The 16,521-nt window shown below is 72.4% G+C and carries 13 protein-coding genes and 2 pseudogenes; 12 read left to right on the forward strand and 3 right to left on the reverse strand.

The features are described from left to right. Positions 1 to 161 precede the first annotated feature (161 nt). The 3 genes and pseudogenes from GXW83_RS00420 to cydD all read left to right on the forward strand — a co-directional run bounded on the left by GXW83_RS00420 (position 162) and on the right by cydD (position 6,325). Positions 162 to 1,714 (forward strand): annotated as a pseudogene (locus GXW83_RS00420) (cytochrome ubiquinol oxidase subunit I). Positions 1,715 to 1,739: 25 nt separating this feature from the next. Then, positions 1,740 to 2,756, forward strand: a complete 1,017-nt coding sequence (gene cydB / locus GXW83_RS00425; protein ID WP_182440892.1) for a cytochrome d ubiquinol oxidase subunit II — start codon at positions 1,740 to 1,742, stop codon at positions 2,754 to 2,756. Positions 2,757 to 2,818: 62 nt separating this feature from the next. Continuing rightward, positions 2,819 to 6,325 carry a thiol reductant ABC exporter subunit CydD gene (gene cydD, locus GXW83_RS00430; protein ID WP_182440893.1) on the forward strand — a complete coding sequence of 1,169 codons (3,507 nt, stop codon included), beginning with the start codon at positions 2,819 to 2,821 and terminating at the stop codon, positions 6,323 to 6,325. A 56-nt stretch (positions 6,326 to 6,381) separates the two neighbouring features. Here cydD and GXW83_RS00435 read toward each other — a convergent pair whose 3' ends face one another. Continuing rightward, on the reverse strand, positions 6,382 to 7,227 hold the full coding sequence (locus tag GXW83_RS00435) for an HAD family hydrolase (RefSeq protein ID WP_182440894.1): 846 nt from the start codon (positions 7,225 to 7,227) through the stop codon (positions 6,382 to 6,384). Positions 7,228 to 7,285: 58 nt separating this feature from the next. Between GXW83_RS00435 and GXW83_RS00440 the strand changes: the two genes are divergently transcribed. Beyond that, a complete protein-coding gene (locus tag GXW83_RS00440; RefSeq protein WP_182440895.1) occupies positions 7,286 to 8,164 on the forward strand; it encodes a DUF72 domain-containing protein in 879 nt (292 codons plus the stop codon). A 5-nt stretch (positions 8,165 to 8,169) separates the two neighbouring features. Next, positions 8,170 to 8,355 (forward strand): annotated as a pseudogene (locus tag GXW83_RS00445) (LLM class flavin-dependent oxidoreductase); the annotation flags it as partial. Positions 8,356 to 8,404: 49 nt separating this feature from the next. On the opposite strand, the gene GXW83_RS00450 reads toward GXW83_RS00445, so the two are convergent. Both GXW83_RS00450 and GXW83_RS00455 read right to left on the reverse strand, forming a co-directional pair. Continuing rightward, positions 8,405 to 8,863 carry a hypothetical protein gene (locus tag GXW83_RS00450; RefSeq protein ID WP_182440896.1) on the reverse strand — a complete coding sequence of 153 codons (459 nt, stop codon included), beginning with the start codon at positions 8,861 to 8,863 and terminating at the stop codon, positions 8,405 to 8,407. Beyond that, complete coding sequence (locus tag GXW83_RS00455) at positions 8,860 to 9,510, reverse strand: DUF433 domain-containing protein (RefSeq protein WP_182440897.1); 651 nt, start codon at positions 9,508 to 9,510, stop codon at positions 8,860 to 8,862. The genes GXW83_RS00450 and GXW83_RS00455 overlap by 4 nt, the downstream gene beginning before the upstream one ends. Positions 9,511 to 9,947: 437 nt before the next feature. Here GXW83_RS00455 and GXW83_RS00460 point away from each other — a divergent pair, with 437 nt between their 5' ends. From GXW83_RS00460 to GXW83_RS00490, 7 genes are all read left to right on the forward strand, one after another. Continuing rightward, positions 9,948 to 10,835: an LLM class flavin-dependent oxidoreductase gene (locus GXW83_RS00460; protein WP_182440898.1), complete on the forward strand. Its 888-nt coding sequence runs from the start codon at positions 9,948 to 9,950 to the stop codon at positions 10,833 to 10,835. A 227-nt stretch (positions 10,836 to 11,062) separates the two neighbouring features. Beyond that, entirely contained in the window at positions 11,063 to 12,064 is a 1,002-nt protein-coding gene (locus GXW83_RS00465; RefSeq protein WP_182440899.1) for a hypothetical protein, read from the forward strand. Between the two features lie 50 nt (positions 12,065 to 12,114). Beyond that, entirely contained in the window at positions 12,115 to 12,873 is a 759-nt protein-coding gene (locus GXW83_RS00470; RefSeq protein WP_182440900.1) for a hypothetical protein, read from the forward strand. Beyond that, positions 12,870 to 13,682 carry a hypothetical protein gene (locus GXW83_RS00475; RefSeq protein ID WP_182440901.1) on the forward strand — a complete coding sequence of 271 codons (813 nt, stop codon included), beginning with the start codon at positions 12,870 to 12,872 and terminating at the stop codon, positions 13,680 to 13,682. Before GXW83_RS00470 ends, GXW83_RS00475 begins: the two co-directional genes overlap by 4 nt. Next, on the forward strand, positions 13,679 to 14,584 hold the full coding sequence (locus GXW83_RS00480; RefSeq protein WP_182440902.1) for a hypothetical protein: 906 nt from the start codon (positions 13,679 to 13,681) through the stop codon (positions 14,582 to 14,584). Before GXW83_RS00475 ends, GXW83_RS00480 begins: the two co-directional genes overlap by 4 nt. 113 nt (positions 14,585 to 14,697) lie before the next feature. Further along, entirely contained in the window at positions 14,698 to 15,645 is a 948-nt protein-coding gene (locus tag GXW83_RS00485) for an ABC transporter ATP-binding protein (RefSeq protein WP_182440903.1), read from the forward strand. Beyond that, the gene (locus tag GXW83_RS00490; protein ID WP_182440904.1) at positions 15,638 to 16,519 is read left to right on the forward strand and encodes an ABC transporter permease; all 882 of its coding nucleotides are present in this window, start codon (positions 15,638 to 15,640) and stop codon (positions 16,517 to 16,519) included. Before GXW83_RS00485 ends, GXW83_RS00490 begins: the two co-directional genes overlap by 8 nt. Positions 16,520 to 16,521: the final 2 nt, after the last annotated feature.

Consider the following 16,521-nt stretch of genomic DNA (forward strand, 5'->3'; position numbering starts at 1 on the left):
TCGCTGGCCACAGGTGTGGCGGAGGACACGCGGATTCTGGCGTCCAGCACCCCTGGCGCTGCGCGAGAATATCTTGTGAAAGTGTTCACATTCACGAGCGCTCGACAGTGCGTGCCCGTGCGGTGACAAAAGTGGCATGTACAGGCAGCGGAGGCGACGACGTGTATCTCGCTCTGGCTTCGGACACGGTGGCGCGCTGGCAGTTCGGCATCACCACGGTCTTCCACTACCTCTTCGTCCCGCTGACGATCGCGCTGGCCGCGGTCACCGCAGGTCTGGAGACCGGCTACGTGCGGACCGGCAAGGAGAAGTACTTCCACGCCACCAAGTTCTGGGGAAAGCTCTTCCTGATCAACATGGCCCTCGGCGTGGCCACCGGCATCGTCCAGGAGTTCCAGTTCGGCATGAACTGGTCCCAGTACTCCCGCTTCGTGGGGACGTCTTCGGCGCCCCGCTGGCGATGGAGGCCCTGATCGCCTTCTTCTTCGAGTCGACCTTCATCGGCCTGTGGATCTTCGGCTGGGACCGGCTGCCCAAGCGCATCCACTGCGCCTGCATCTGGATGGTCGCCCTGGGCACCGTGCTCTCCGGCTACTTCATCCTCGCCGCCAACTCCTGGATGCAGCACCCGGTCGGCTACCACATCGACCCCGCCACCGGTAAGGCGCAGCTGACCAGCATCACCGCGGTGCTGTTCCAGAGCACCACCGTGGTCGTGGTGCTGCACACCCTCACCGCCGCCTTCCTGACCGGCGCGGCCCTGGTCGTCGGCATAGCCAGCCACCACCTGTGGAAGGCCCGGCGGCAGCAGGCCCAGGGCACGGCGGTGGACCGCAAGATGGTCGCCGCCATGCGCACCTCGCTGCGGGTCGGCCTGGTCATGGCCGTCGTCTCCGGCCTCGGCGTCGCGCTCACCGGCGACACCCTGGGCAAGGTCATGTTCCAGCAGCAGCCCATGAAGATGGCCTCCGCCGAAGCCCTGTGGCAGACCGCCGCACCCGCGCCCTTCTCGGTCTTCGCCGTCGGCGACGTATCCAGGGGCGACAACTCCGTCGAGCTGTCCGTGCCCGGCCTGCTCTCCTTCCTCGCCCACAGCGACTTCACCGACGCCGTCCCCGGCATCAACAACATCGCCGCCCGCGAGGCCGCCGAGTACGGCGGCAAGCCCGCCGACTACATCCCCAACATCTTCGTCACCTTCTGGGGCTTCCGGCTGATGATCGGCTTCGGGATGACCTCCTTCGCCGCCGGGACGGCCGGCCTGTGGCTCACCCGCCGCCGGCGCTGGCTGGCCCCGGAGCACCGCACCGGCGAGGACGAGGTGCCGCCGCTGATGCTCACCAGGAACCGGGAACTCGGCGCGTTCTTCACGAAGTGGGGCTGGCGCTGCGGGATTCTGACCCTGGGCTTCCCCCTCGTCGCCAACAGCTTCGGCTGGATCTTCACTGAGATGGGCCGTCAGCCATGGGCCGTCTACGGACTGATGAAAACCTCCAGCGCGGTCTCCCCCAACGTCTCGGTGGCCCTGCAGATCACCGCGCTGAGCGTGTTCGTGCTGCTCTACACGGTGCTCGCGGTGGTCGAGGTCAGGCTGATGGTCAAGTACGCCAAGGCCGGTCCGGTCACCGGCGAGCAGCCGCCCGACAAGGACCCCGTGCTGCGCGGTCCCGGCTCCGACGAGGACGCCGACAAGCCCCTCGCCTTCGCGTACTGAGCGCATAGACCGCCAGGAGACCGAGATGTCCCTTCCCGATGTGTGGTTCGTCATCATCGCCGTCCTGTGGACCGGCTACTTCTTCCTCGAGGGCTTCGACTTCGGCGTCGGCGTGCTCACCAAGCTGCTCGCCCGCGACGAGCAGGAGCGCCGGGTGCTCATCAACACCATCGGCCCGGTCTGGGACGGCAACGAGGTGTGGCTGCTCACCGCGGGCGGCGCCACCTTCGCCGCCTTCCCCGACTGGTACGCCACCCTGTTCAGCGGCTTCTACCTGCCGCTGCTGGCCATCCTGGTCTGCCTGATCCTGCGGGTCGTCGCCTTCGAGTACCGCGCCAAGCGCGACGGCGAGCGCTGGAAGCGGAACTGGGAGCACGTCATCTTCTGGACCTCGCTGGTACCGGCCTTCCTGTGGGGCGTGGCCTTCGCCGACATCGTCCACGGGGTGCCGATCGACGGCCGCAAGAACGTCACCGGCGGCGTGCTCACCCTGCTCCACCCCTACGCGCTGCTCGGCGGGCTGACCACGCTCTCCCTGTTCACCTTCCACGGCTCGGTGTTCACCGCGCTGAAGACCCTCGGCGGCATCCGCCAGCGGGCCCGGATCACCGCCGCCCGGACCGGGGCGGTCACCGCGGTCCTCGCGCTGACCTTCCTGGTCTGGACCCAGGCCGACCGCGGCAACGACTGGAGCCTGGCCACGCTGGTGCTGGCCGTGCTGGGCCTGCTCGCGGCCTTCGCCGCCAACTTGCGCGGACGCGAGGGCTGGGCCTTCATCCACTCCGGGGTGACGGTGGTGGCCACCACCGCGACGCTGTTCCTGGCGCTGTTCCCGGACGTGATGCCGTCCACCACCGACCCGGCCTTCAGCCTGACCGTCGGCAATGCGGCCTCCGGCCACTACTCGCTGCTGATCATGACCTGGCTGGCGGCGCTGGCGACCCCGCTGGTGCTGCTCTACCAGGGCTGGACCTACTGGGTGTTCCGCAAGCGCATCGGCGTCCAGCACATCCCGGCCGGTCAGATCCCCGCCGCCCGCTGAGCCTGCCGCCCGCCCGAGCCCGCCGACCGCCGAGCCTGCCGCCGTTCGAGGAGATGTTTCACGTGAAACCTGTCGATCCGCGTCTGCTGCGGCACGCCCGGGCCACCCGGGGCTTCCTCGCCGCCTCCGTCGCGCTCGGCCTGGCCGGGGCGCTGCTGGTGGTCGCCCAGGCGGTACTGGTGGCGGGGCTGGTGGTCGGCGCGTTCCAGCAGCACCACAGCGTGGGACGACTGCTGCCGCAACTGCTGCTGCTGGCGGCGGTCTCGGTCGGCCGGGCCCTGGTCGCCTGGCTGACCGAGCTGGCCGCGCACCGGGCGTCCGCCGCCGTGAAGTCGCAGCTGCGCTCGGCGCTGCTGGCCCGCGCCACCGGGCTCGGCCCCGGCTGGCTCTCCGAGCAGCGCCGGGGCGAGCTGGCCACCCTGGCCACCCGGGGCGTGGACGCGCTGGACGACTACTTCGCCCGCTACCTGCCGCAGTTGGCGCTCGCCGTGGTCGTCCCGGCCGTGCTGCTGCTGGAGATCCTGCGCGCCGACTGGCTCTCCGCGCTCACCATCGCCGTCACGCTGCCGCTGATCCCGCTGTTCATGGTGCTGATCGGGCTGGCCACGCAGAAGCAGATGGACCGCCAGTGGCGCTCCCTGGCCCGGCTGTCGCACCACTTCCTGGACGTGGTCGAGGGGTTGCCCACGCTCAAGGTCTTCGGCCGGGCCAAGGCCCAGGCCCGCACCATCCGCACGGTCACCGACGACTACCGGGCCGGGACCATGCGCACCCTGCGGATCGCCTTCGTCTCCTCCTACACCCTGGAGCTGCTGTCCACGCTGTCGGTGGCCCTGGTCGCGGTCAGCATCGGCCTGCGGCTGGTGGACGGCGGGCTCTCGCTCTACCTGGGGCTGGTCGTCCTGGTCCTGGCCCCCGAGGTGTACACCCCGCTGCGGCAGGTCGGCGTCCACTACCACGCCAGCGTGGAGGGGCTGAGCGCTGCGGCGGAGATCTTCGAGGTGCTGGAGACCCCGCTGCCCGCCGCCGGGACCGGCACCGTACCGGCCGGCGCCGCCATCACCGTCGACCGACTGACGGTCACCCACCCGGGCAGGTCCACCCCGGCCCTGGAGCGGCTGTCGCTGACCCTGGGCCCGGGCCGGGTCACCGCGCTGACCGGCCCGAGCGGCGCCGGCAAGAGCACCCTGCTCTCCGTTCTGCTCGGCTTCACCGCTCCCGACAGCGGCTCCGTCCGCGTCGGCGGGGTGCCGCTGGCCTCGCTCGACCCGGCCGCCTGGCACCGGCAGATCGCCTGGCTCCCGCAGCAGCCCGCCCTGTTCGCCGGGACGGTCGCCGACAACGTCCGGTTGTCGCGCCCCGACGCGGACGACGCCGAGGTCCGCGCGGCCCTGCACAGCGCCGAGGCGCTCGACTTCGTCGAGGCGCTGCCCGGCGGCCTGGACGCCCGGCTCGGCGAGGGCGGCAGCGGCCTGTCCGGAGGACAGCGGCAGCGGCTCGCCCTGGCCCGGGTCTTCCTGGCCGACCGCCCGCTGGTGCTGCTGGACGAGCCCACGGCCAACCTGGACGGCGCCAACGAGGCCGCGATCGTCCGCGCCGTCGCCCGGCTCGCCGTCGGACGCACCGTCGTGCTGACCGCGCACCGCCCGGCCCTGCTGGCCCTCGCCGACGAGGTGCACCGGATACCCCTGGCACCCCCGGCGCCCTCGGCACCCCTGCCGCCGCTGCCGCCGCTGCCGCCGCTGCCCGCACCAGCCGCGCCCGCTCTCCCGGCCCCCCGGTCCGCCACCGCTGCCCGGTCCGCCACCGCCGTCGACACCCCCGCCGAGCCGGACGCGGCCCCGCTGCCGGTGGACGAGGCGCAGACCCGGCCCCGGCTGGCCGCCGCCACCCTGCTGGGCGCGCTGGCCCTCGGCTGCAGCATCGCCCTGCTGGGGCTCTCCGGCTGGCTCATCGCCCGCGCCTCGCAGCAGCCGCCGGTGCTGTACCTGATGATGGCCGTCACCGGCGTCCGCACCCTGGGCCTGGGCCGCAGCGCCTTCCGCTACGCCGAGCGGCTGGTCTCGCACCATGCGGTGCTGCGGGCGCTGGGCGCGCTGCGCACCCGGGTCTACGTGCGGCTGGAACGCCTGGCACCCGCCGCCCTGGCCTTCCGCTCCGGCGACCTGCTCTCCCGGCTGGTCGCCGACGTGGACGCGATGCAGGACCACTACCTGCGCTACCGGCTCCCGCTACGCACCGGCGTCCTCGTCGGCGCGCTGACCGCCCTCGCCGTCGCCCTGGTGCTGCCCGCCGCCGGGCTGCTGCTGGCCGGCGGCCTGCTGCTCGCGGGCGCGGCGGTACCGGCCCTGTCCGTCGCCGTTTCCCGCCACGCCGAGCAGCGGCAGGCGCCCACCCGGGGACTGCTGGCCACCCAGGTGGTGGACGTGCTCTCCGGCACCGCCGAGCTCACCGTCGCCGGGGCGCTGCCCGCGCGCCTGGCCGGGCTGCGCGCCACCGACGCCGAGCTGCGCCGGCTCACCGGCCGTTCGGCCGCCACCGCCGGGCTGGGGTCGGGGCTGGTCACGCTGGTCACCGGGCTGACCGTCACCGCCTGCGCGGCGGTCGGCATCGCGGCGGCCGACAGCCACGCCGTGCACGGGGTGATGCTCGCCGTGCTGGTGCTCACCCCGCTGGCCGCGTTCGAGGCCGTCGCCGGGCTGCCGATGGCCGCGCAGATCCGGCAGCGCAGCCAACGCGCCGCCGCGCGCGTCGCCGAGGTCACCGACGCCCCCGAGCCGGTCCGCGAACCCGCCAGCCCGGAGCCCCTGCCGGACCGGCCGTTCCCGATCCGGGTGCGCGGGCTGGCGGCGGTCTGGCCGGGACGCGAGGACGCCGCCCTCACCGGCATCGATCTGGACCTCGCCCCGGGCCGCCGGGTCGCCGTGGTCGGCCCCAGCGGCTCCGGCAAGACCACCCTGGCCATGCTGCTGCTGCGGTTCCTCGACCCCCGGGCAGGCTCCGTCACCCTGGGCGGCGTGGACGCCACCGCCCTGGACGGCGACGCCGTCCGCCGGATCGTCGGCCTGTGCGCCCAGGACGCCCACGTCTTCGACAGCTCGCTGCGGGAGAACCTGCGGCTGGCCCGGCCCGACTGCGCCGAGCCCGAGCTGTGGGCCGCCCTCGGCGCGGCCCGCCTCGCCGACTGGGCACGGAGCCTGCCGCAGGGGCTGGACACCATGGTCGGCGAGCACGGCGCCCGGCTCTCCGGCGGCCAGCGCCAGCGGCTCGCCCTGGCCCGCGCGCTGCTGGCGGACTTCCCGGCGCTGATCCTGGACGAGCCCGCCGAACACCTGGACCTGGCCACCGCCGACGCCCTCACCGCCGACCTGCTGGACGCCACCCGGGGCCGTGCCACCCTGCTGATCACCCACCGGCTGGCCGGGCTCGACGCGGTGGACGAGATCGTGGTCCTGGACGCCGGGCGGATCGTCCAGCGCGGCAGCTGGTCCGAGCTGCTCGCCGAGCCGGGACCGCTGCGCGGCATGTGGGAGCGCGAACGCGCCGCCGACGCCCTGCTCGCGCACTGACCTGCTCGCGCACCGACCTGCTCGCACACCCGCCTGCGGGCGCACCGGCCCGGCGCTCAGCCGTCCAGGCCGCGCACCAGCTGCTCGATGACCTCGGCCACGCCGTCCGCGTCGTGGTCGCCCGCGCGGTGCTCCGTCGCCGCCAGCACCTGCGGATGGGCGTTGGCGACGGCGTACGCGGTGCCCGCCCAGGCCAGCATCGGCAGATCGTTCGGCATGTCGCCGAAGGCCACCACCTCCTCCGCCGCCACCCCGCGCTCCGCACACCACAGCGCCAGGGTGCTGGCCTTGCTGACGCCCAGCGCGCTGATCTCCAGCAGCGGACTGGAGCGGGTGATCTCGGCGTACTGCCCCGCCGCCGCGCGGGCCCGGCGCATGAACTCGTCCGGGTCCGCCTCGGGGTGCCGGGCCAGCACCTTGAACACCTGCCCCCCGACGTCCGAGGCCAGAATCGTCTCGGCCGGGGCGATGCCCCGCACCGCAGCCGCGTCCCACATCGCCGACGCGTAGTGCGGCTCGTAGGCGAAGCCCTCCGGGAACTCGAAGGCGAACCCCACCCCCGGCAGCTCCGCCCGCACCGCCTTGACCACGGCCAGCGCGTCCTCGCGGCGCAGCGGCGTCGAGGAGACCAGTGCCTTGCGGCGGACGTCGTACACGGCCGCGCCGTTGGAGCAGATGGCGATGCCGTGCGGCCCGGTGACCGCGCTGACCACCTCCATCCAGCGCGGCGGGCGCCCGGTGACGAACACGATGCACAGCCCCGCCGCCTCGGCCAGCGCCAGCGCGGCCTCCGTCCGCGCGGACACCGTGCCGTCACTGCGCAGCAGCGTCCCGTCGAGGTCGGTGGCGATGATGCGGGGCCGTACCAGGGGAGCGTCGTTCACCCCCACATCCTCGCTCATCCCCGCCCCGGCCCCCGCCGGGGCTTTGCCGTCGGCTCCGCCGGGGAAGGCGGGCGGCATGGGAGAGATCCGGATCGGCACGTGCTCGTGGACGGACAAGGCGCTGGTGTCCAGCGGGTGGTATCCGGCGGGCCACCGCGACGCGGAGGGCAGGCTACGGCACTACGCCGCGCAGTTCCCGGTGGCCGAGGTGGACTCCACCTACTACGGCCTGCCCAGCACCCGCAACAGCCTGCTCTGGGCCGAACGCACCCCCGAGGGCTTCCGCTTCGACGTGAAGGCGTTCTCCCTGCTCACCGGGCATGCGACGCGGCCGAACGCGCTGCCGGCCGACCTGCGCCCGTACCTGGCCGAGCACCGGTACCGGCCGGGCGCCGATCCCGGACTGCTGGACGAGGTGTGGGGCCGGTTCAGCTCGGCCCTCGAACCGCTGCGCCAGGCCGACCGGCTGGGAACGCTGCTGTTCCAGTTCCCGCCGCAGTTCGCGCCGGGGCGGCCGGCGGTGGAGTTCCTGCGCCGGGCCCGGGAGCGTGCCGCGGGGTGGCCGATGGCGGTGGAGTTCCGGCACCCCGACTGGTGGCGCGAGGAGCGCGTCGCCGGGACGGCCGCGCTGCTCGCGGACCTGGACACGGCAGCCGTGGCCGTGGACATGGTGCAGACCCTCGCCGTCTCCATCCCCCCGGTCGTGCGCGTCACCTCCCCCCGGCTCGCGGTGGTGCGCTTCCACGGCCGCAACCCCGCCTGGGGCACCGGCACCAAGGAGGAGAAGTTCCGCCACACCTACACGCCCGAGGAACTCGCCGAGTGGGTGCCGCGCATCCGCGCGATGGCCGAGCAGGCGCACGAGGTCCACGTCCTCTTCAACAACTGCTGCGCCGACGCGGCCGTCCGCGCAGCGGAGACCATGCGGGCCCTCGTCCCCGCTCACCTAGGGTGAAGGGCATGCGACTGAGTACGGTGATCCTGCCCATCCACCGGTGGGCCGAGGGACAGAAGGTCTGGCGGTGGGCCGAGGAGCTCGGGTTCCACGCGGCGTACACCTACGACCACCTGAGCTGGCGATCGTTCCGGGAGAAGCCGTGGTTCGGGGCGCTGCCGACGCTGACGGCTGCCGCGACAGCCACCGAGTTGTGATCAGCGTCAGCGATCTGTGCGCGCCCCGCTACCTCGTCGTCCGTCACGCAAAAGGGGAGGGCCAGAACTTCGGTGGAGCGGCAGTCGGGTCCACCATCCGCAGTCGGCTCTGCTGGGACGGGTCAACGCCGTTGAGGGAGATGAGTCGCTGACCGACGGCCCGGTCGAGTTCCGTCAGGGCGTGGGGCAGGCCGGCGCATACGGTGGCGATGGCGGCGCCGAGTCCCACCAGGCCGCCGTGCTTGTGGTTCTGGCGGTACTCGATGCGGTGCAGGCCTGACTCGGCGATGGCCACCACTTCCAGCGGGCGGCTCAATTGCTTGGTGTCGTTCGTGAGGATGACGTGGAAGCCTTCTGCTGCGGCTCGCGCGTAGAGGTCGATGTCCCGTGTACCCGCCCAGCCCTTGAGCTCGGCCACGTGATCGATCGACTGGTGCTTCAGGAGCAACCGTACGATCTGGGCCATGGGGAGCGGCACATTCTCGTCCAGCAGCAGCCTCAAGACGCGGCCTGCCGGATCTCCGCGTCATCGGCATAGCTGTCGACATAGTCGACGAAGTCCGCCGCGTCGAGGGCAGCCTCCGGTGTGACGCCCGGGTAGTAGTCGCTGATCTGCACAGGCTGCACACCGTCTCGAAGGAGCGCGGCCACCTCAGCGGCCGGGATACGTGTGCCTTCGACGACCGGTTCTCCACCACGCACGGCGGGATCGATCGATACGTGCGGTCGCGGCTCAAGCAGGTCCGGGATGCGTCGTCCGCCACGGTAGAAGGGCGCGAGCACGTCGACCATCTCGACGATGACCAGATTCCCCTTGCTTCGTACAAGGTCCACTGCGTGGTCCGGGTCCGCCAGGTAGATCGTGTCGCCACCTGCTACCAAGCGGTAGGCGGAGAGGTGCTCGCGTTCGTCGAGACCCTCGCGCAGGGTGTTCAGCGCGCGCCTGATCCGCTGCAACGACGCCTCCTGCCGAAGGCGGACGCAGGTCCGGAGAGCGACGACATCGCGAAAGGAGTAGAGGATCGGACGAGACGCCGAAAGCTCGGGAATCAGGACAGCACCCTGCTCACTGACGCCCCGCCGCCAGTGCGACAACTGCCGCAGGGTCGCCCCGGACAACGCGGCAGCCAGCTTCGGCTCGTATGACACGCGGCACCTCCTTGGCTTCCAGGGCGTGGTTCGACGCTAGTCCATCGTCCCCTACGGTCTTCGGGGATGCCAGCATTTCCATCCGTACGGGACCTTGGCCGAGTAACGAGGGAGCATGTGCATGCGATTCGGCTTCCATCTGACAAGGCCCACGAGTGCAGTTCGATCTTGACGTGTATCCGCAAGGCGTCGAACGGACAGCGACCTTCCGGTTCCCGGAGGGGGAGACGGCTGAGGTGGGCTGACACTCCCGAACAGCGTGGACTCCCAACCCGGTGACCGAGGTCTGTGACCGTGCGGAACTCCTGGGGATGTGCATGGACCTGGCGTCCGACTTCGCGGCATCGCTGCGTGACATCGGCCCGGATGTCGCGGAGCCGGCACCGTTCCGCGCCTGGTCACATAGGTGAGGCGACTGACCGCGTAGGGTCGGCGGCATGCGACTGAGTACGGTGATCCTGCCCATCCACCGGTGGGCCGAGGGACAGAAGGTCTGGCGGTGGGCCGAGGAGCTCGGCTTCCACGCGGCGTACACCTACGACCACCTGAGCTGGCGATCGTTCCGGGAGAAGCCGTGGTTCGGGGCGCTGCCGACGCTGACGGCTGCCGCGACAGCGACGGAGCGGATCCGGCTGGGCACCCTCGTCACCTCGCCCAACTTCCGGCACCCGGTGACGCTGGCGAAGGAGTTGCTGACCGTCGACGACATCTCGGGCGGGCGGCTGACCGTCGGCATCGGGGTCGGCGGGGTGGGCTTCGACTCCACCGCGCTGGGCCAGGAGGAGTGGACCCCCCGGGAGCGGGCGGACCGGTTCGACGAGTTCCTGCCGCTGCTGGACAAGCTGCTGACCGAGGACGCCACCACCGACCGGGGCGCGTTCTACTCGGCCGTCGAGGTGCGGAACATCCCCGGCTGCGTGCAGCAGCCGCGCGTTCCCTTCTACGTCGCCGCCACCGGCCCGCGCGGGCTGAGGCTGGCGGCCCGGTACGGGCAGGGCTGGGTCACCTACGGCGACCCCAGGGGCCCGGCCGAGGTGCCGGTCGAGCAGGCGCCGGCCGTGATCGCGGCCCAGCTGGGCAAGCTCCGCGCCGCCTGCGAGGCCGAGGGGCGGGACGCCGACTCGATCAACACCGTGCTGTTGCAGGGGTCGACGGCGGAGCGGCCGCTGCAGTCGGTGGACGCCTTCGTCGACTGGGCCGGGCGCTACCAGGAGTTGGGCATCGACGAGGTGGTCGTGCACTGGCCGGTGCCGGACTCGGTCTTCGAGGCCGACCTGGGCGTCTTCGAGCGGATCGCCACCGAGGGCCTGCGGCAGCTGGGTTGACCGGCGGGGGCGGATCAGGACATTCCCGCTGATGTCCTGACCGCCCCCGGAGGTTCGGATACCGATCATGTAAAGAAGTTGTCGGCGCTCTCAGAAGCTGGACATAATCGCAGATCGTAGGGCCTGTCGAACCTGTGTACGGGTTCCGGGCCGCGCGCTGGCCCCACTCCTCTCGCGGTGGGGCGACAAGCCGTTCTGTGGGAGTGTGTATGGGGGCCACTGACCCCGTGTCCGACGTGTCCGACGTGTCCGAGGTGCGCGACGACACGCCGGCGGACGACGCGGGGAGGGCGCAGCCCGCCCCGGCCGACGCGCCGTCACCGGCGGCACCGGCGGTGACGGCTGAGCCCGCCGCACCGGCTGAGCCGGCCGCCGCTGCGCCGGTCTATCCGCCGACCCCGCCGCCTCCGCCCGGCTACCAGCAGCTCTGGGGCGCGCCCGCCGCACCCGCCGTCCCGGCCGCGCCGCCGAAGCCGCGTTCGCGGGTCGGGCGGTACGCCTCCCTCGCCGTCGCCGGCTTCCTGGTGATCGCGGCCGCGAGCGCCGGGGTCACCGTCGCCGTGGGCAGCCCCGGCGGCAGCTCGCAGGCCGCCGCGCCCGCCCGGCCGACCGCCCCGCTCTCCCCGGCGCCGGGCCGGACGCCGACGCCGACGGCCGCGCCCAGCAGCTCCGCGCCGATCGTGGTGCCCACCGTCGCGCCCGCGCCCGCCACCACCGTCAAGGGGACCGTCAGCGGCGACTCCCACAGCGGTGACCTGCGCTTCTTCCTGCTGCCGCTGCCCAGCGGCGCCCAGCCGATCAACGATGTGGACGGTACCAAGGAGAGCCTCAGCGTCCTCTCCAAGGAGATGGCCGACCCCTCGCAGGGCCTGGCCGACCTCAGGAGCTGGAACTGCGTCGGCGGCGCGACCCGCGAATACCGCAGCAGCGACGGCACGCTGACGGTCCGTACCGAGCTGCTGCACTTCGGCGACTCCGCCGACGCCGACGGCTGGTACTCCGGGCTGAGGTTCGGCAGCGGCACGTCGTTCTCCGTCCCCGGCCTGGACGACGCCAAGGGCTGGGCGTTCGACCCGAGCGACAGCGAGGGCTTCGGCAGCATCACCGGCGTCTCGCACGTCGGTGACGTCATGTTCCAGATCGACATCGACGGCACGGGCAAGATCGACCACTCGCTGCTGACCCCGCTGATGAAGCGCGAGGCACAGCTGCTGCGCACCGGCCACTGAACCGGTCCGCCGCCCCCGTCCTCGCTCACAGACGTCCCCGTGGAGAAACGTTGACCACCGAAGTAGCCGACGCGACGGCCGTCCAGCCGCCGCCGTCGAAGCCGAGGCCGCGCGGCAGAACGGCACTGATCATGGCGGTCGCGGCCGTCCTCGGGGTGCTCGGCGGAGGCGCCGCCGGGTACGCCGCCCAGTCCGGCAGCGCGCCCACCCCGCTGCCGCCGCTGTCCGCACCCCAGCCGCACTACCCGGCCGCGCACGCGTCCGCGCCCGCGCTGCCCGCCGCCGACGACGACATGGTGCGCACCGACGGCGACCTGACCCGGCTGCTGGTGCCGGTGCCGCACGGCGCGACCGTGGCGCAGGGATCGGCCGGGTTCGACTCCTGGCTGAACATCGCGCAGTACGCCGAGGGCTATGTCGACCCGGCCGGTGAGTTCTCCTGGCTCTCCGACCACAGCTTCCGCCGCGCGGCCCAGGCCGTCTGGTGCCCGGGCGGCTACCTGATCGACACCGTCCAGCTGGTGCAGTTCAGCCACGCGGAGGAGGCCAACGCGCTGCAGACCATCGAGAACCAGTCGAACTCGGCCGCCACCTGGGCCGGCAGCTCCAGCAGTTCGATGATCGGATCGGACGACGCGGAGATCTTCGCGGGCACCAAGCAGCACAGCAACGGCAGTGTCAGCTACTACGAGGGGCGCGGCTACGGGGTGCACGGCGACATCGCGGTACTGGTCTACGTCCAGCAGGACAGCCCGGTCAGCGTCCGGACGGTGCAGACCGTCCTCCAGGACCAGTTGGAGCGGCTGTGACCACTGACCCGATCAAGAGCCCGGCCGAGGCCGACAAGCCGGAGCAGCCCGAGACCGCCGCGCAGGCGCAAGCGGAGGCCGCCGCGCGGCCGCGCCGGGGCCGGTGGATCGCGCTCGGCACGGTCGGCGTCCTGCTGGCGGTTGCGACCGGGGTCGGCGTCGGCGACGCCATCCTGGACGCCGAGAAGAAGCCCGCCCCGTCCTCGGCCCAGGCCGCGCGACCGGCACCGCCCGCCTACGGCGGCAACGCCGACGGCAGCCACTTCGGCTCGCTCGGCGATCTGCTGCTGCCCGTCGCCGGTACGGCCGGCCCCGGCGCGGACGACCCGGCGTTCGGCAACGACACCGTGCTCGCCCCGGCGCAGTACCGTCCGTTCTTCGACGAGGACTTCGGCGCGCTGTCCGGCGGCGACCGCTCCACCCTGGCGGGCCTGCTCGACCTGGGCGGGCTCAAGGGCGCCGCGTTGCGGACCTACGACCTCAGCGACGAGCTGGACGTCGAGATCGGCCTGTTCCAGGTCACCGACGCCCGGGTCTCGGCCGGTCCGGCGATCGTGCAGGAGCTGGCCAACGCCACCTCGTCCTTCGCCACGTCGGGCCCGGTCACCGGTTATCCCAGGGCCCACTGCTACCGGCCGCCGCTGCCGCAGGAGGGGGACCGGCTGGACTACCTGGACTGCGACGCGGTCGCCGGGGACGTGCTGGTGACCGTGCAGGCGTTCGGCGCCGCTCCCATGGACACCTCGTCCGTCACCGACCTGCTGCAGCAGCAGCTCACCCGACTCGCGCCCCCGGAGGACCAGACATGAGCGACCTGACCGGTCCCCCGCCGCCGCAGCCCACCGCACCACCCCAGCCGACGGCGCCGCCGCCCCCGCCGGGCGTGCTTCCGCCGCCGCCCGCGCCGTACCCCGGGCAGCCGACCACCCTGTGGGCGGTGCCCGCCGAGCTGCAGCCGAAGCCGCGCCGGGAGCGCCCGTGGCTGCGCACGGCCCTGCGCTGGACCGTCGCCTGCGCCGTGTTCGCCGTGGTCGGCGCGGTCACCGCCGCCGTGGTCATGGCACCGCCGCGGACCGACCTGCCGGGGCTGAAGACCCCCGGCGACCAGCGCTACACCTTCGGGACGCTCGCCCTGCCCGCGCTGCCGCCCGGCGCCCTCGGGCCGAACGAGGAGAACAGCGCCGACGGCGGCCTGGTCCACCTGGTCGACCTGCGGAAGCTGCTGCTGCCCGCGCCCGTCGGCGGCCGCCCGGACCCGTCGCTGACCGGCGGCACCGGCTGGTACTCGCCGACCGCGTACGCCGCCAGGTTCAGCGACGCCGTCGAGCTGCGCAACAGCTTCGCCGACGACGGCCTGCGGCACATCGCCGCCACCGCCTGGACCGGCCCGGACGGCACCCGGACCGAGATCTACCTGCTGGGCTTCCGCTCCCCGGGCCCGGCCGCCCAGCTCTACACCACCGACTCCACCACCACGGTGCCGCTGGCCGAGCCCAACGTCGCGCCGGTGCAGGAGACGGGCTTCCCGGGCGTCACCACCGCCGTCACCGCCGAGGCCCAGCCCAAGGGGCCGGGCACGCAGGCCGCACGGATGGCCTTCCTCAACGTCGGCGACGTCGAGGTGTGCGTGATCATGACCAACCCCAAGGCGGTCGTGCCCAGCACCTTCACCCAGGTCGTCGCGCTGCAGAACGAACTGCTCCAGGCCTGAGCGGGCCGGGGCGTCCCCTAGGGGACGCCCCCCGGCGCATACGCCCAAAGGTTCGGGAAACCGTGGTGCCCAGTACTGATGCGTCCGGGTGAACGCGTCGATACGGTCGTCCCGTGTCTGTCATCATCACGGACAACCTCAGCAAGAGGTATCCCAGGGTCACCGCGCTGGATCGACTGACCGTCGACGTCCAGCCCGGCGTGGTCGGCCTGGTCGGAGCCAACGGCGCAGGCAAGTCCACACTCATCAAGATCCTGCTGGGCCTGGCCCCCGCCACCGAGGGCAGCGCCCGGGTGCTCGGCCTGGACGTCGCCACCGAGGGCGGCGCCATCCGCGAGCGCGTCGGCTACATGCCGGAGCACGACTGCCTGCCGCCCGACGTCTCGGCCACCGAGTTCGTGGTCCACATGGCGCGGATGGCCGGGCTGCCCGCCACCGCCGCCCGCGAACGCACCGCCGACACGCTGCGCCACGTCGGCCTGTACGAGGAGCGCTACCGGCCGATCGGCGGCTACTCCACCGGCATGAAGCAGCGGGTGAAGCTGGCCCAGGCGCTGGTCCACGACCCGCAGCTGGTGCTGCTCGACGAGCCCACCAACGGCCTGGACCCGGCCGGCCGGGACGAGATGCTGGCGCTGATCCGGCGCGTCCACAGCGACTTCGGGATCTCCGTGCTGGTGACCTCGCACCTGCTCGGCGAGCTGGAGCGGACCTGCGAGCACGTCGTCGTCATCGACGGCGGCAAGCTGCTGCGCTCCTCCTCCACCGCGGACTTCACCAAGGCCACGGCGCTGCTCGCGGTCGAGGTGACCGACCTGCAGTCCGATCCGGCCTTCGACGCCGACGCCGCCCTGCGCAAGCGGCTCACGGACGGCGGGCTGACGGTCACCGGCGACGGCGGCCGGGTGCTGCTGGTGGAGATCAACGGCGACGACACCTACGACCTGGTCCGTGACGCCGTCGCCGACCTCGGCGTCGGCCTGGTCCGCATGGAACAGCGCCGCCACCGCATCGCCGAGGTCTTCCAGGACCGGCCCGAGGAGGCGTCCGCCCATGTCTGAGCAGCTGCCCCCGGTGGACGTCATCCACGACATCGGCTACCGCCACTACGACGGCCCGCGCCTGGGCCGCGGCTACGCCACCCGCTCGCTCTACACGCTCAGCCTGCGCGGCAGCTTCGGCCTCGGACGCTCCATCAAGTCCAAGATCCTGCCGATGGGGCTGCTGGCGCTGATGTGCGTCCCGGCGCTGATCATCGTCGCGGTCGCGGTCTACCTGAAGTCGGGCAAGCTGCCGCTGGAGTACGAGCGTTACCTGTCCATCATGGACTTCGTGATCGCGGTCTTCATCGCCTCGCAGGCCCCGGTGGCGCTCTCCCGTGACCTGCGCTTCATGACCCTGCCGCTGTACTTCTCGCGTCCGATCACCGCCGGCGACTACGTCCGGGCCAAGTTCGCGGCGATGTTCAGCGCCATGTTCGTGCTGACCGGGCTGCCGCTGCTGATCATGTGGATCGGTTCGCTGCTGGCGTCCATGGGCTTCGCGTACAACCTGGAGCACTTCGGCTACGGGCTGGTCGGCGCCGCGCTCTACTCGCTGCTGTACTCCGCGATCGGGCTGGCTGTCGCCTCCGCGACACCGCGCCGGGGGTTCGGCGTGGCCGGGATCATCATGCTGCTGCTGATCTCCGGCGCGGTCGCCACCATCATCTACTTCGTCATCAACCGCCACGACCAGAGCGCGGCCGCCCACTGGGCCAACGTGCTCAGCCCGTCCGGGCTGGTCGACTCGTCGGTGACCTGGATGTTCAAGCTGCCGGTCAGCGGCGCCACCGGAGTGCCGTCCGCCCTCGGCGGCTGCGTCTTCGTCGCCGAGGCGCTGCTGCTGCCCGCCGCCGTCTACGGACTCCTCGTCCAGCGCTACCGGAAGATCTGAGA

Source organism: Streptacidiphilus sp. PB12-B1b, assembly GCF_014084125.1.
GTDB lineage: Bacteria > Actinomycetota > Actinomycetes > Streptomycetales > Streptomycetaceae > Streptacidiphilus.